General features: G+C 46.0%; 12 protein-coding genes. 10 read left to right on the top strand and 2 right to left on the bottom strand.

Annotated features, from left to right (window positions below; all coding sequences use genetic code 11):
• Window positions 1–219: 219 nt before the first annotated feature.
• Window positions 220–1,440 (bottom strand): MGDG synthase family glycosyltransferase, encoded by a 1,221-nt coding sequence (locus gpAD87_RS20000; RefSeq protein WP_064640138.1) that lies wholly within the window; start codon window positions 1,438–1,440, stop codon window positions 220–222.
• Window positions 1,441–1,797: 357 nt separating this feature from the next.
• On the opposite strand from gpAD87_RS20000, the gene gpAD87_RS19995 reads away from it, so the two are divergent.
• From gpAD87_RS19995 to gpAD87_RS31895, 4 genes are all read left to right on the top strand, one after another.
• The gene (locus tag gpAD87_RS19995; RefSeq protein WP_064640136.1) at window positions 1,798–2,379 is read left to right on the top strand and encodes a TetR/AcrR family transcriptional regulator; all 582 of its coding nucleotides are present in this window, start codon (window positions 1,798–1,800) and stop codon (window positions 2,377–2,379) included.
• 207 nt (window positions 2,380–2,586) lie between these two features.
• Window positions 2,587–4,869: a YhgE/Pip family protein gene (locus tag gpAD87_RS19990; RefSeq protein ID WP_064640134.1), complete on the top strand. Its 2,283-nt coding sequence runs from the start codon at window positions 2,587–2,589 to the stop codon at window positions 4,867–4,869.
• A gap of 674 nt (window positions 4,870–5,543) precedes the next feature.
• On the top strand, window positions 5,544–10,142 hold the full coding sequence (gene gltB / locus gpAD87_RS19985; RefSeq protein WP_064640132.1) for a glutamate synthase large subunit: 4,599 nt from the start codon (window positions 5,544–5,546) through the stop codon (window positions 10,140–10,142).
• A gap of 221 nt (window positions 10,143–10,363) precedes the next feature.
• Window positions 10,364–10,519 carry a hypothetical protein gene (locus gpAD87_RS31895; RefSeq protein ID WP_157258495.1) on the top strand — a complete coding sequence of 52 codons (156 nt, stop codon included), beginning with the start codon at window positions 10,364–10,366 and terminating at the stop codon, window positions 10,517–10,519.
• Window positions 10,520–10,621: 102 nt separating this feature from the next.
• Here gpAD87_RS31895 and gpAD87_RS19980 read toward each other — a convergent pair whose 3' ends face one another.
• The gene (locus tag gpAD87_RS19980; RefSeq protein ID WP_063564514.1) at window positions 10,622–10,990 is read right to left on the bottom strand and encodes a helix-turn-helix domain-containing protein; all 369 of its coding nucleotides are present in this window, start codon (window positions 10,988–10,990) and stop codon (window positions 10,622–10,624) included.
• Window positions 10,991–11,322: 332 nt separating this feature from the next.
• On the opposite strand from gpAD87_RS19980, the gene gpAD87_RS19975 reads away from it, so the two are divergent.
• The 6 genes from gpAD87_RS19975 to gpAD87_RS19950 all read left to right on the top strand — a co-directional run bounded on the left by gpAD87_RS19975 (window position 11,323) and on the right by gpAD87_RS19950 (window position 15,986).
• On the top strand, window positions 11,323–11,757 hold the full coding sequence (locus gpAD87_RS19975; RefSeq protein WP_063564513.1) for a hypothetical protein: 435 nt from the start codon (window positions 11,323–11,325) through the stop codon (window positions 11,755–11,757).
• Window positions 11,758–11,908: 151 nt separating this feature from the next.
• On the top strand, window positions 11,909–12,667 hold the full coding sequence (locus gpAD87_RS19970; RefSeq protein ID WP_064640131.1) for a tyrosine-protein phosphatase: 759 nt from the start codon (window positions 11,909–11,911) through the stop codon (window positions 12,665–12,667).
• 67 nt (window positions 12,668–12,734) lie between these two features.
• The gene (locus gpAD87_RS19965) at window positions 12,735–13,487 is read left to right on the top strand and encodes a YveK family protein (RefSeq protein ID WP_064640129.1); all 753 of its coding nucleotides are present in this window, start codon (window positions 12,735–12,737) and stop codon (window positions 13,485–13,487) included.
• Window positions 13,468–14,151 carry a CpsD/CapB family tyrosine-protein kinase gene (locus gpAD87_RS19960; RefSeq protein WP_064640127.1) on the top strand — a complete coding sequence of 228 codons (684 nt, stop codon included), beginning with the start codon at window positions 13,468–13,470 and terminating at the stop codon, window positions 14,149–14,151. The genes gpAD87_RS19965 and gpAD87_RS19960 overlap by 20 nt, the downstream gene beginning before the upstream one ends.
• 261 nt (window positions 14,152–14,412) lie before the next feature.
• Window positions 14,413–15,321: a UTP--glucose-1-phosphate uridylyltransferase GalU gene (gene galU / locus gpAD87_RS19955; protein ID WP_064640125.1), complete on the top strand. Its 909-nt coding sequence runs from the start codon at window positions 14,413–14,415 to the stop codon at window positions 15,319–15,321.
• Window positions 15,318–15,986, top strand: coding sequence for a sugar transferase (locus gpAD87_RS19950; RefSeq protein ID WP_197521445.1), 669 nt, complete (start codon window positions 15,318–15,320; stop codon window positions 15,984–15,986). Before galU ends, gpAD87_RS19950 begins: the two co-directional genes overlap by 4 nt.
• The last annotated feature ends 3 nt before the right edge of the window (window positions 15,987–15,989 follow it).

The following is a 15,989-nucleotide window of genomic DNA, read 5'->3' as shown; positions in this document are numbered from 1 at the left end:
CTTGAAAAGCCCTGTAATGCAGTTTTATTTCGTCGTTTTCAATTTAACTGGTGATGAGAGTTTGTTATTTAAATTACCCTTTTTTGCAGCAAATCATACGGAGATATGAATGAAATAAAAGAAGGTTCCCTTCCGGATCATTGGAGGGGAACCTTCTTTATGCATGTCCTTAAGAGATAAAACATCCTCGTAGAACGACTAGAAGGGGTCATAGAGCTGCTAGAATGGGATTCTGGTACCTGACAGCGAAGTTGCTCCAAATCCGGCTGTGAGGCGTTCTTTAGGTGCGGATGTGACTCCCGCTGTAGCCGGGAACAATAAATCATGGACAGCCTGGGCACAACACGTTGGATCGTAGGTGTTTCTGCTCCCTGGTTTGTGGACTGATTTCAGCTGGCTTTCAGCTTCACGTGGTGCATAGATCTGCTCACACAAATGCCTGAAGCGATCGGCGATAACGTCAGCAGAGTGAATTATCTTGCCGTATCCGGCTTGTACAAAATATTCACAGTTCTCTTCTTCCTGTCCCGGCAATGGAGGTACGAATAACATCGGCAGGCCTTTAGCCAATGCTTCTGTACAAGTCATGCCACCTGGTTTCGTAATGAGCACATCGGATACGTCCATCAGTTTGCTGACCTCACGGGTATACCCAAGAATGCGTATATTCGGATGTTGGAAGCAGGACATTTCCTTCAGCTTGGCAATCATTTTCTCATTGCTTCCCAGACAGAACAGCAGCTGTACACGATCCGCCCATGACGTGAGGGCCTTCATATGCTCTTCATCAAAGGAAAGACCCCATCCGCCACCCATTAGCAGAGCAGTGGGCATGTTCTGAAGCCCCATTTCCTGTCGGAGGCTTACCTTGTCTCCTGCTTCCCAGAAGTCAGGATGAACAGGAATACCGGTGATTTGGATGCGAGAGGGCTCAACACCCCTAATTTCAAGCAGAGCCTTTACCTGTGGCGTGGATACCAAATATTTGTTGACCTCGGGATTAATCCACGTTGCATGTACGTCGTAGTCTGTGACGAGTGTATATAGTGGAATATTAAGTCCCTGACGTTTTAGTCGTGAGATGACCGCATTCGGAAATGGATGGGTACAGATCACGGCATCGGGTTTCAATTGGGATACGACTTGAGCCGTCTGTGTATAGAAAATCCTGTGCAAGGCCAGTTTCGTAAATCCGTTTAGAGATTTGTTATATTGTGTCCGATACAGCAGACTGACCAGCTTGGGCTGAACGGTTAGTGTCTTGCGGTATGCGGACAGAATAAGCGGAGCCATGGTTGGATTTAAAAATTTGCCGAGCTCAATGACCCGACTATGCACATGTGGACTGACTTTCTTAATGCCGCTTGCGAGCGCATGGGCGGCCTGGGTGTGACCGGTGCCGAAACCTTCGGATAACAAGAGCACTCTTGGTTTTCGCATGAGTTCACCTTTATTCATCAATTTAAATTTAACATTCACAGTTATACCGCACGTTGCATTACTACATGAATATACAGCGAAGCGGAAAATCATGTTCATTCGTTACATATTTACACTATAGTTAATGTTCTGATACATCAAAACTTCGTCTTTATCCGTGTTATTGGAGTCATCATACACTATAGACGACGATAGAAGCAGTTTCCACTGCATTTCGGTTAAAAAAAATTAACACAATTTTTTAATGTTAGGGTTGCAATCTGATGATGAGAGTGGTAATCTTGGTTTTGACCGAATGACCGAATTGTATTTCTGGTCATTTAAAGAGGACGATTAACGAAAACGAGGAGGGATATGATGGCTCCGATTGACAGGAGACAGCAGGTCATTCATGCAGCTGCGCAGTCTTTTGCCATGTTTGGATACAAGGCAACCACGATGGATCAGGTAGCGAAGATTGCGAATGTTGGCAAGGGAACGATCTACACGTTCTTTACGAATAAGGAACAATTGTTTGATCAGATTTTGGTTGAAGTAATCCAGGAAATGAAAAACATTTCTCATCGTGAAGTTCATCAGGAAAGTGCTTTTTTTGATAATCTGTTTCGTGTACTAGATTCATTGCTGGAGTTTCGTCGTGATCACGATTTGCTGGTTAAATTGTCCCAGGAGCTTAAGGATTTTGGAACTCTTCAGGCCAAGGAAGGTTTGGAGAAAGTGGAGAAAGTCATCTCCGATTTTCTGGCTCGGGAGCTTGAGAAGGCAAGAGACAACGGAGAGATTCGTGAGTGTGATCCACAGGTAGTAGCTTTTATGATGATTCGTTTGTACATTGCCCTCACCTCAGATTGGAGCAAGCAACACGAACCGCTGAGCAAAGAGGAAATCAAGAATTACTTTCGCCTTTTCTTAATGGAAGGAATTGCTGCTGCAACGTAACCCGAATTTATTCTACTATAATATGGGTTAGTCATACGATTACAGGCAGTGAGGCTTGTCGAGAGACAGGTTTGTTTTTTTGCTCTAAAGTGACCGTTTGAGGAAATTGGTCACTTCGTGTTTCGGTAAATTTTCCGGAACGCATCAAATTAATTTCATTATGGTTATTCTGCTTGGAAAGCAGAGAGAACAAGGGGAGAAAATGACATGAAATCTTTATCCGTGTTTTTCAAGGATGTGGGATCGGCCGTGAGAAACCCGAAGGTGTTGATCCCCGTTATTGCAATTTTGTTTATACCGATTCTATATAGTGGTATCTATTTGGCTGCCTACTGGGACCCATATGGTCATGTCGATGAAATGCCGGTTGCGGTTGTTAACCTTGATAAAGGTGCAGAGCTAGAAGGCAAATCATTGCATGTCGGTAGTGACCTCGTTGATGAACTGAAGAAGAATGCAGATTTTAAATGGGATTTTGTCAGTGCCAGTCAAGCTAAAGAAGGCATGGAAAACGACAAGTATTATATGCAAATTACGATCCCGGAAAACTTTTCTTCCCAGGCAACGACGTTGCTTGATGACAAGCCAGAGCCGGCTGATCTAATCTACGAACCGAATGGTAATTACAGCTTTGTGGGTGCGCAGATTGGCAAAACGGCCATCAAAGATCTGAAAGCTAAGGTTTCGGCCAAAGTAACGGAATCCTATGCGGAGACCCTGCTCGACAAGTTTTCCGAAGTATCGGACGGATTGGCTGAAGCTGGCGATGGCGCAGGAGACTTGAATACAGGCGCAGGCAAGCTGGATGATGGAGCTGTGAAGCTCAAGGATAATCTGGCGAAGCTGGCATCCGGTACATTGGAACTTCAGGATGGCTTGTCTCCATTAAGTGATGGTGTTAATGCACTGCATACGGGTGCAACCAAACTTGAAAGTGGAACATCGAATCTGGTATCCGGTTTGCAGCAACTTCAAGCGGCGGCAACAAGCCAGCTTCAGAGCGGAGCAGACCAGCTGAAGGACGGCAGTGCCAAGCTGGAAACTGGGCTGAAGTCTTCTGTGGACGGAGCAGGCAAGCTGCAAGCGGGTCTGCAATCGTCTGAGCAGGGCAGTGCGAAGCTGTCCGATGGTCTGCAAAGCGCAGTGCAAGGCAGCGGCACATTGGCCACTGGCTTGAAATCGGCAGTAGACGGCAGCAGCAAGGTTGCTGACGGTGCTCAGGGCGTTGCTGACGGGTTGAAGCAGCTAGCTGCATCCAACCCTGAACTGGCAGCCAGTGAGGATGTACAGAAGCTGCTGGCAGCCAGTGCAGCAGTCGCTGAAGGCAGTAAGCAATTGCATGAGAGCGAACAGAAGCTTGCGCAGGGTGCAGATCAATTGCACCAGGGCAATCAGCAATTGGCATCAGGTGCATCCGAGCTGCATGGAGGCCAAGAGCAGCTTCTGACGGGTGCGAACCAGTTGGTGGATGGTCAGCAGCAATTGCTGGCGGGCGCTGGACAGCTTAGCCAAGGCGGAGCGAAGCTCTCCGATGGTCTGAAGCAGTTTAGCGGCAAGTTGGGTGAAGCTGCAAGTGGCAGCACATTGCTGGCAGATGGAGCCAAGCAGCTGGGCTCGGGAACCACAGCCCTGCAAACGGGTGTAGGTAAACTGAGCGGTGGCGTGAGTTCACTAACGGATGGCTCCAAACAACTCGGTGATGGCGCAGGCAAGCTGGCAGATGGTTTAACTGAGCTGAAAGACGGCTCAAGCGAACTGGCTACCAAGCTGAACGATGCAGCTCAGAAAACGTCAGAAGTCAAGAAAACGGACGATGTGGTGAATATGTTCGCCGAACCTGTGAATACGTCCGAGAACACAACAGAGAACGTGAGCAATTACGGTACAGGGTTGACGCCGTTCTTCCTGTCCATCGGTTTGTTTGTTGGATCACTGATTTCAACGATTGTTTTGAAAATGCGGGAAACTTCCGTACCGGGCGCAACGGGTTGGAACCGTTTTGTCAGCCGTACACTCGTATTCGGTTTTGTGAGCATTATCCAATCCGTAATCGTGGCAAGCTTCATGCTGTACGGTCTTGGACTGGAAACGCACAGCGTACCGCTGTTCTATCTGTTCACGATCTTTACGGGACTAACCTTTATGTTTATTGTTCAGGCCCTCGTAACTTGGCTTGACTTGCCAGGTCGTTATGTTGTCATCCTGTTATTGGTCTTCCAGCTTGCAGCAAGTGCGGGAACCTTCCCGGTAGAGCTGATTCCGTCATGGCTCCAGTCATTTAGCCCTTGGCTGCCAATGACGCACAGCATCATGGGCTTCAAAGCAGTTGTATCCAGTGGCAATTTCGATGTGATGTGGCATCAGGTCGGTATTCTGTCAATCTATGCAGGTATATCTGTGCTGCTGACCTTGGCTTTCTTCCTTTGGAGCGGCAAACGTCGCAAAAAAGAAGCTGAAGTGGCTGAATCCGGTCAAGTGGTGACGGCATAAGCCGAATTGAACCGGAATAGGACAGAATCGTGAAAATAAACTTTGAACTCAAGTATCAAAATTATGCAATATAGTAGTCAAATAGTGCAAAGAGTCTGTGACCCGAAAATGGGTTGCAGACTCTTTTTGTATACAAATGCATAAGGATGAAGATATTCGCTGGAGCATGGTATGAGAAATTGGCCCAACTATGGTTAAATGCAGGCCACATATGGAATGATTTTCTTTTGTCAGCAATTAAAATTAGTTGTACTCTGACATAAAATGTGTATAATTATTCGAAAAAGAGATGAATTTCAGCATCATCACACTAAAGCTGTACTGCAAAACATTTCTTATCAGAGGTATTAAAAAGTTTAAATTGCGCTGATGTTAGGTCGGTGTTAAAATAATAGAACTATATCAAAAAACGTCGCTCCATATCAGCGGCCGTGCCAGCGGTTGCGTGTTGTTATACCAAGCTGTTTACCGGGTGATCCGGATCAGCTCATCTCATGGATGGCCTCTGCCGCAATAGCAGCAATTATAAGATTGACAGCCCTTTTTGCTGTCGCCCTCGTTCATCTAGCAGGTGTTTATTCATATTGAAATGCCCGCTCCTTCCGTTTCATTGTTGCTTGTTGCCTATGTTCTTGATCTTTCCGAAATACTTCACTATAGAAAGGTTGCGTTCCATGAGACACATCGGATTACCTCCTAAACAGGGTCTGTACGACCCACAGTTCGAAAAAGACGCATGCGGAATGGGTTTTGTTGCCAACATCAAAGGAGTACCTTCACACGACATCGTTAGTCAGGCACTGACCATGCTCAGTAACATGGAACACCGCGGAGGACAGGGCAGTGAGCCGAATTCCGGTGACGGAGCCGGTATCTTGATCCAGATTCCACATCGCTATTTTGCACAGGAAGCGGACCGTCTTGGTTTTGCATTGCCTGAACAGGGCTTCTACGGCGTAGGGATGCTGTTCCTTTCACAGGACCCTGTCATTCGGAGAGCGCATGAAGAGAGCCTTAAGAAGATCATCGAAGAAGAAGGCCAGACGTTCCTGGGTTTCCGGGATGTGCCTACGTTTGATGAGATGCTGGGACGTTCTGCGCTTGCAGCAAAGCCTTATGTGCGTCAGGTGTTCATTGGAAGATCGACAGATGTTAAGGATGAATTGGGATTTGAACGGAAATTGTACGTCATTCGTAGACGTGCGGAGCTGGCTATTCGTTATTCGGCGGATGAAGCAGAGGGTGGTTCATTCTACCTGCCAAGCTTGTCCTGTCGCAAAATCGTCTACAAAGGCATGCTCACAACGGAACAGGTGGGACAGTTCTATCTAGATCTTCAGGAAGATCTCGTGGAATCAGCGATTGCGCTTGTTCACTCCCGTTTCAGTACGAATACATTCCCAAGCTGGGAACGTGCTCACCCGTATCGCTTCATGATCCACAACGGTGAGATCAATACGATGCGTGGTAACGTGAACTGGATGCATGCCCGGCAGTCGCTGTTTGAGAGCGAATTGTTCGGTAACGACATCTCGAAAGTAAAACCGGTTATCAATCCGGATGGTTCGGATACAGCGATGTTTGATAACACGCTGGAGTTCCTGTATTTGAGTGGCCGTTCATTGCCACACGTGGCCATGATGATGGTTCCTGAGCCTTGGAGTACAGATGAGGGAATGGACCCTGCCAAAAAGGCATTCTATGAATACCACAGCACGATGATGGAGCCTTGGGATGGACCAGCAGCAATGGCCTTTACGGACGGTTTGCAGATTGGTGCAACTCTTGACCGTAATGGTCTGCGTCCTGCACGTTACTATGTAACGAAAGACGATCGTATTATTTTGTCCTCCGAGGTAGGGGTACTTGATATCGCTCCTGAAGAAATTCTCTATAAAGATCGTCTGCGTCCTGGACGTATGCTGCTTGTCGATACACAACAAGGACGGATCATCGCGGATGAGGAAGTGAAAGCTCTCATTGCGGCCGAGAATCCGTATCAGGATTGGCTCGATGAGCATCTGATGGATCTGAATGAGCTGCCGGATGCACCGGAACTGCCTGATCCAAAACATGATAACGTAACTCAGCTTCAGCTGGCGTATGGATATACATTTGAAGAATTGCGCAAAGTGTTGGAGCCCATGGCTTCAACAGGTATGGAAGCTACAGGCTCCATGGGTTATGATGCGCCGCTTGCGGTTCTTTCGGATCGTCCGCAGCGTCTGTACAACTATTTTAAGCAGATGTTTGCACAAGTTACCAATCCACCGATCGATGCGATTCGTGAAGAGATTGTAACGTCTACGGCAACAACGATCGGACCTGAGCGTAACCTGCTGAATCCTGAACCGGAGAGCTGTCGTCAGATTCGTTTGGATACACCGGTACTTTCTAATGAGGATTTTGCGAAGATTCGCCACGTTCGTCGTCCGGGCTTCCGTTCCATGACGATTCCGATCTTCTTTACAGCAAAAGAGGGCGCAGAAGGACTTCGCAAAGCGATGGAACTGCTCTTCGAAGCTTCAGACCGTGTCATTGACAAAGGTCACAACATTTTGATCCTGTCTGACCGTGGTGTGGACGCCGAGAATGCGGCTATTCCAGCATTGCTGGCTGTAGCAGGTTTACATCACCATCTGATTCGTAAAGGAACCAGAACCAAAGTCAGCATTTTGCTGGAATCGGCAGAGCCGCGTGATATTCATCACTATGCCTTGTTGCTTGGTTACGGTGTAAGTGCGGTGAACCCTTATCTGGCGTTTGAAACGCTGGATGACATGATTCAGCAAGGGCTGCTGCGTGGCATCTCACATGATAAAGCTGTGAAGAACTATATTAAAGCCGCTACGAAGGGCGTTATTAAAATATTGTCCAAAATGGGAATCTCGACGATTCAATCCTATCGTGGAGCTCAAATCTTTGAAGCCGTGGGTCTGAAATCGGACTTCGTTGACCGATACTTTACGTGGACACCTTCGCGAATTGGCGGGATTGGTCTGGAAGAAGTGGCAGCCGAAGCATTGACTCATCACAACCGTGCCTTTACGGACAAAGATGGCAATGACAAAGTACTGGATTCTGGCGGGGAATACCAATGGCGTAACGACGGAGAAGAGCATCTGTTCAATCCGCAAACGATCCATACGCTGCAGCATGCAGTACGTACGGGCGATTACAAACTGTATAAAAAGTATTCCAAACTTGTGCAAGGCGAAAATGATCAGTTGCTGACCATTCGCTCCATGCTGAGACTGAAACCGGTCGGTCCTGCGATTCCTTTGGAAGAAGTAGAATCCGTCGAAGACATTATGCGACGTTTCAAAACAGGGGCGATGTCCTTCGGTTCGATCAGCAAAGAGGCACACGAAGATCTCGCCATTGCGATGAACCGTGTTGGTGGTAAATCCAATACAGGTGAGGGCGGCGAAGATCCGGCTCGTTTCATTAAAGATAGTAACGGAGATTCTCGTCGCAGTGCGATCAAACAGGTGGCATCCGGACGTTTTGGTGTAACATCCAACTATCTGGTTAATGCCGATGAGATTCAGATCAAGATGGCACAGGGAGCAAAACCGGGTGAAGGTGGACAATTGCCTGGCCGTAAGGTATACCCTTGGGTTGCTGAAGTTCGTGGATCAACACCGGGTGTAGGTCTGATCTCTCCGCCACCGCATCATGATATCTACTCGATTGAGGATCTGGCTGAGTTGATCTATGACTTGAAAAATGCCAATCCACGTGCAGAGATCAACGTTAAATTGGTATCCGAAGTAGGCGTTGGAACGATTGCGGCTGGCGTAGCCAAAGGTCGTGCCGATATTATCCTCGTCAGCGGTTATGACGGCGGTACAGGGGCATCGCCGCAAGGCTCGATTCGCCACGCGGGGATGCCTTGGGAGCTGGGTCTTGCAGAGACACATCAAACGTTGATGCTGAACAATCTGCGTGACCGTGTCGTGCTGGAAACTGACGGCAAAATGCTGAATGGTCGTGACTTGGCCATAGCTGCTTTGCTGGGAGCTGAGGAGTATGGATTCTCTACAGCACCACTCGTTGCACTCGGCTGTATCATGATGCGTGTCTGTCAGATGGATACATGTCCGGTAGGTGTAGCGACACAAAACCCTGAATTACGTAAAAATTACACGGGAGATCCCGCTCATGTCGTCAACTTCATGCGTTTTGTTGCTGAAGATGTCCGCGAAATCATGGCTGATCTTGGCTTCCGTACGATTCAGGAAATGGTGGGCCGTACAGATTGCCTTGAAACAGTAGAGGCTGTAGACCACTGGAAGAAGAAAGGTGTAGATCTGTCCGTATTACTGCATGTGCCAGAAATGCCGGAAGGCTCTGCACGTTACCGTACACAGCATCAAAACCACCAATTGGAAGAGACGCTGGATATGCAGCAGTTGCTGCCATTGGCGCAACCTGCTCTTGAATCCGGTCAACCGGTTGAAGCGGTGCTTCCAATTACCAACGTTAACCGTGCAGTAGGAACCATTTTGGGTAGTGAAATCACGCGCAAATATGGAATTGCAGGATTACCGGAAGATACGGTTCAATTCAAATTTGTCGGCTCTGCTGGACAAAGCTTTGGGGCCTTTGTACCTAAAGGTATGACATTGACCGTTGAAGGGGATTCCAATGACTATGTAGGTAAAGGGTTGTCCGGAGGTAAATTGATCGTCATGCCTTCACCAAAAGCCACATTTGATGCCGAAGATAACATCATCATTGGTAACACGGCTCTATACGGGGCAACCAGTGGTGAAGCTTATATTCGTGGTATCGCCGGAGAGCGGTTTGCTGTACGGAACTCGGGTGCCAAAGTGGTTGTTGAAGGTGTAGGCGACCATGGTTGTGAGTACATGACGGGTGGACGTGTCGTCGTTCTGGGTGATACAGGTCGTAACTTTGCAGCCGGCATGTCCGGAGGTATTGCTTATGTGTATGATCCAAAAGGCACATTCCTGAAACGTTGTAATCTGGAAATGGTACTTTTGGAGCGTATCGAAGATGTTTCTGAGAGTGCAGATCTGCGAGGCATGATTCAACGTCATGTTGCGAATACAGGTAGTGCGGTTGGTCAGCACATTCTGGATAACTGGCAGCAATCTGTAGATCAATTCGTTCGTGTTATTCCGAAGGATTTCAAACGAATGACCGAGCAAATCGAACGGATTCAGGCTACGGGTCTGACCGGAGAGGCCGCTTTGCTGGCTGCTTTTGAAGCCAACATGCGTGAACTTGCACGTACAGGAGGTTAATATATTCCTGTTCGATTGCATGAACGGGTTGTATTAAGAATAATAGGAGCTTTATGGCGGCCAATACGGCGCTGTAGAGCTCCTATTTGGTTTTCGACAAAATTAGAACCCGCACAAAAAACGCTATCGCCATGAGACGACAACATTGAAGAACTTTCTCAAGTATAATAAGGCTAGTTTTGGAGTGCAGGGAAAGTATAAAGATAAGAGAGGTTAGCGGAATGAATATGAAGCAACCAAACAGGGGCGATCGTAAGCCGAAAGGTAAACCAGTCGAAGCAACCCAGATGGACATCATGAAAGTTTTACTGCAATGCGGAATCGACCCGGAGCGTTGGAACCATTTCGTATCCTCCGACAACAACAAGCGCGCTTGACAACACATCGACAAGCCTAGAATAGATGGAGGGAAATCAAGACATAAAAAAGCCCAGCAACCGGAGAGTGATGTTTTCTCGGTACTGGGTCTTCTTTGCGGTTTAATCCATACTGCGCTCCATGCGGACAAAAGCAATAAAACGACGTGCCTCTTCTTCTGTTAAGGGTTTGCCATCAATCATCAGGCCGAAGCGTTCCAGCACTTCCTTATCCGATAATTCAAGGGCGTCCACGAACTCCCTTACGTCCTCATCCATTACGACATCATTTTGTTTCGTCCGTCCAATGAGATAATCAATAGATACGCCAAAGATGTCAGCAAGTCTCGTTAACACTTCGAAATCCGGTTTGCGTCGGTTTTTCTCGTAGTGGGAGAGAGCAGCTCTTGTAATATGAATGGAGCTCGCAAGTTCTTCTTGAGTAAGTCCCCGCTGTTCCCTTAATTCAGCAATGCGATTTCCGTAGCTCATATGCTATTTCCCCCTGAACGCAATCAAATATATATTGAAACAATCCTGAGCCAAGTGTTTGATCAGGGCAGCTTTCCTGCATCATCGTAACGCCTTAGTAGTCCTAGTTGTATATAGGTCTGTCTAAGGACATCTCATATTGTCGTAAATCAAAAGAACCATGTCCAAATACTGCTTGACATGATACAAATTGTATCGTAAATTGGACGTATGGAGTTACAAAATGTATCATTTGGGATATTTTAAGTATGACCACGTTGCCTAGCCAATATACCTGTGAGAAGGAGTATAGGCAACTCTTGCAAGCTAATCCATTCTAAAGGAATGAAGCCATGAATTCAATGATTCAGGAATGGGCGGATCTCAAATTAAATGTCCATATGTACATTCAGGAGTTTCATGGCAAATTGGTAGACCGCAAAAGACGCCCCGTTCTGCTGCTAGGTATGGACACAAGAGCGATCACCTTCCTGAGCGACCTGGACTTGCCGATATCACCAGAGATGCTAATTGGTTTGGATGTAGAAGATAGCCATGTATGTGTGCGACTCCACGCAAAGTTGCAATGGAAACAGCCTTTCGGTGAGCTCACATTGTATCATTCAAACTTGCATATTCAGCAAGAGCAGACACTATATATAACGGGACAGTTAAATACAATGATTCGAGAAGTTCAGTTTCCGACCGTTTCCCGGTTTCAGTATGAGAAGGCATCGGAACAACCTAACTTGCAGGAAACCTATCATTACATTGATTTTACCATATGAAATGAACACATTCTAAACATATTCTGAACAAGCATGTACTTAACGCCATTTTACTATATTTCATAGCGTTATGCATTAGTTCTTTAACACCAAAAGCATTTGCGCAATGAATAAAGGGGCGAGGGGGATCATACATTGAGGAAGTTTGGATATGGTTGAAATGCACTGCCACATTTTGTCCGGTCTGGATGATGGCCCTGTTCATATGGAACAGTCCATCGCGATGGCTGAGAAAGCGGCAGCCTCAGGAATTACCTCGATCATTGCTACTCCGCATCACCTGAACGGGCAGTACAACAATAAACCCAACGTGGTCAATCAGGCAGTGGACCTGCTACATGCAGAACTTCGCAAACGCAACATTTGCTTGGAGATCCGTCCCGGACAGGAGATCAGGGTGCATGACAACCTGATTGCAGACTTATATGCAGGAAAATGCTGCACACTCGCCGGGAGCCGATACATGTTGCTGGAATTGCCCTTTGGTCATATCCCCTCGCAGTTCCCCGGGATACTCCAAGAACTTAAGTTGGCGGGTATCATTCCTATTATTGCTCATCCCGAACGAAATCGTCCAATTCAGAACAATCCCGATTTATTGGTTGAATATCTTGGGCAAGGTGCTCTATGTCAAATCACGGCTCAATCGGTCATGGGACTTTTCGGGCGAAAAGTTCAGAAATGGTGTTTTCATTTTTGCAAAGAAAACGGATTTCATTTCATTTCATCAGACGCCCATAATATGGAAGAAAGAACATTTTCAATGAAAGCCGCATATCACCTGCTTGAACGCCGATTTGGAAGTCGTCTAGTTCAAACTTTGCAAAATAATGCGTGCTCGGTATGGAACAATCAAATCATAGAGCCCGAAGAACCTTTAATTTTGAAGCGTAGATTGTTGTTCTGGTAACCAGCTAAACATATATAGAAGACACGTTCTTCATCATAATTGCTGATTTAAATGGGAGGAATACGAGATGGAGCTAAAAGAGTATATGCAAATTTTACGAAAACGAATTTGGATCATCATTGTCTTTGTTGCAGTTGCTTGTATAGGAGCAGGTGTTAAAAATTATTTTTTGACTGTACCTATTTACGAGGCGAATGCCAAATTAATCGTGAACCAGGCTTATAACGCTCAAGGTATTCCAAACCTCGATATTAGTTCAATTCAAACCAACATTAAAGTGATTAATTCGTATATTGAAATAATCAGATCTTCGGCAATCCTCGATAAAGTAGCAGCTACATACCCCGATCTCGGCATGAACGGTAATGAATTGGGACAGAGCCTACGGGTAACCACCGCGAATGAATCCCAGGTTATGAGTTTGACCGCCACCGGTTTATCTTCTGAAAAAGCGGCAAAAACGGTAAATGCCGTTGCCAAAGTATTTAAATCCCAAATCCCCTTAATTATGAAAGTGGATAATGTAACGATTCTGAGTGAAGCCAAACCTACGGATTCCTCTGGACCCATCAATGTCAATCCCGTTATGAACATCCTGATCAGTTTCTTTGTTGGACTTCTATTATCTATAGGATTTATATTCCTGTTGGAATACCTGGACGATACTTTGAAAACAGAGGATGAATTGGAAAAAGAACTGGGTATACCTGCACTAGCAGTCATCTCAAGAATCCGAAAAGAAGACGCCCGTTTTTCTAAGCAAACAACAACATCTCAAAAACAGGTAGGTGATGGCCAGTATGCCACGGTTAACCAATGATAAAGGGAGCCTCGTTACTATGGCTAATCCCAAGTCTACATCATCTGAAGCATATCGGAAGTTAAGAACCAATATCCAATTCTCATCGATTGATAGTCAGATTCAAACGATCATGATTGCTTCGGCATTATCCGGCGAAGGGAAAACGACAACGATCGGCAATCTGGCAGTTACCTATGCCCAAGAAGGGAAAAAGGTTCTGTTGATGGATACGGACCTGCGAAAACCTGCGGTGCATCGTATGTTTAATGTTCCTAACCATGTGGGTCTGACTAGTGTATTGTCCAGCCAATATAAAGTTACGGAAGTACTTCGGGAAACCGGAGTAGAAGGGCTGCATGTTCTTTCTTCTGGCCCTATACCTCCTAACCCTTCAGAGATGATTGGATCTCGTAAAATGACGGCTTTGCTCCAGGATTTGAAGGAAGAATACGATGTGATTTTATTTGATACCCCTCCTGTTCTGGCAGTTACGGACGCTTTAATTATTAGTTCATTGTGTGATGGCGTCATTCTTGTCGTGAGTGCGGGCAAGGTGAAGAAGGATCTGGTTAAAAAGGCAAAAGCCCATCTTGAACATGTGAACGCACGTATCCTCGGAGCTGTCTTGAACAATGTACAGGTGCCAAAAAGTCGAAATGCCTACTATGGGGAAAATGCTTAACGAATGCGCACATTGATCCACAAATAATATCGCCAAGGTGATGTCTACTATACCTTTATCAAGGTAGGCACTCGGTCACACTGTGGGTAGTGTACCTTAGACGTATATCGTCAAGGGTGTGATGTGAGGATGGGTTTAATGCCCTTTTATGAAATTAAAAGTAAGAATTGCATCAATTTATTTCATGATTTCATGGATTTTAATAAGTGATCCAACTCATGCTTTTAAACATAAAAAATATTAATGGATAGGGTGGTATTTATGACTAGAGTGAGGAAAGCAATCATTCCCGCAGCCGGATTGGGAACCCGATTTTTACCCGCTACAAAGGCAATGCCTAAAGAAATGCTCCCTATTGTGGATAAACCGACCATTCAATACATCGTTGAAGAAGCTGTAGCTTCCGGGATTGAGGACATTATTATAGTAACGGGCAAGGGAAAACGTGCGATTGAAGATCATTTTGACAGCGCGTTTGAACTGGAGCAAAATTTGCTCGAAAAAGGAAAGCTCAGCTTGCTGGAAGAAGTCCGGAAGTCCTCCAACGTTGATATTCATTACATAAGGCAGAAGGAAGCGCTGGGACTCGGGCATGCTGTCTGGTGTGCTCGAAACTTTATTGGCAATGAACCGTTTGCTGTATTGCTTGGCGATGATATTGTGGTTTCGGATGTGCCGTGCACGAAGCAACTCATTCAGCAATATGAGAAGGTCAACCAGTCTGTACTCGGAGTGAAAACAGTAAGTCCAAGTGAAACCTACCGCTATGGAATTATTGATCCCCTGCATACAGAGGGACGCTTATCCTCTGTGAACAGCATGATTGAGAAACCCCCGTTGGGTACAGCACCTTCCAATTTGGCAATTATGGGCCGTTACATTTTGACACCTAAAGTATTTGAGTATCTGGAAGAACAAAATGTGGGTGCGGGCGGTGAGATTCAACTCACGGATGCGCTGCAAATGCTGAATCGGGATGAAGGAATTAGTGCTTATGATTTTGAAGGCTCCCGGTTTGACGTCGGTGAGAAGCTGGGCTATATCCTGACCACACTTGATTTTGCTCTCAAAAATAAAGAATTGCGTGCGCCGGTTCTAATGGCGATTGAAGAGATTCTGATGAAGGAACAATTGAACCAAATGCTTGTAGCAGGAGGGGATAGTCTGTGAAACTTCCAAGACCGGAATACTTTGGGAGTGGAGAAGCCCTTGCCAAGGATGGCACTTCGGCAGTATTGGAACAGCCTTACTCCCAGCGTGTTGGCGGATATGCTGACGTAATAAAACCGTTTATCGATTTTATTATTGCGGCTGTGCTGTTGCTGATCACATCACCGGTCATGCTTGTTGCAGCGATTATGATTAAGCTTGATTCCAAAGGACCTGTAATATTCAGACAAGAACGTTACGGGAAAAACGGAGTTAAATTTAGTATTTATAAATTTAGAACGATGCGTACGGATGCGCCGAAATATGGCGTATCTCCAACGACAAGCAATGATCCGAGAATTACACGGTTGGGTAGATTACTTCGTAAAACTAGCCTGGATGAGCTGCCACAATTGCTTAATATTATCAAGGGTGACATGAGCTTCATAGGTCCCAGACCTGAAATGAAGCGAATCGTAGAAGAAAGCTACACGGATCTGGAGCGCAGACGTTTTCTGGTGAAACCAGGGATTACTGGATTATGGCAAGTAAGTGATGTTCGTAAGGAACCGATTCACCATAATCTGCAATATGATTTTCACTACATCTCTAACGTATCTTTAAAGATGGATATCATTATCATTTTTAAAACCGTTGGCGTTATGATCAAAAGTAATACATTTTAACCT

The organism is Paenibacillus sp. AD87 (genome assembly GCF_001659845.1).
GTDB lineage: Bacteria > Bacillota > Bacilli > Paenibacillales > Paenibacillaceae > Paenibacillus > Paenibacillus marchantiae.
Note: the sequence above shows the minus strand (reverse complement) of the source record. Positions and strands in the feature narration are given on the sequence as shown.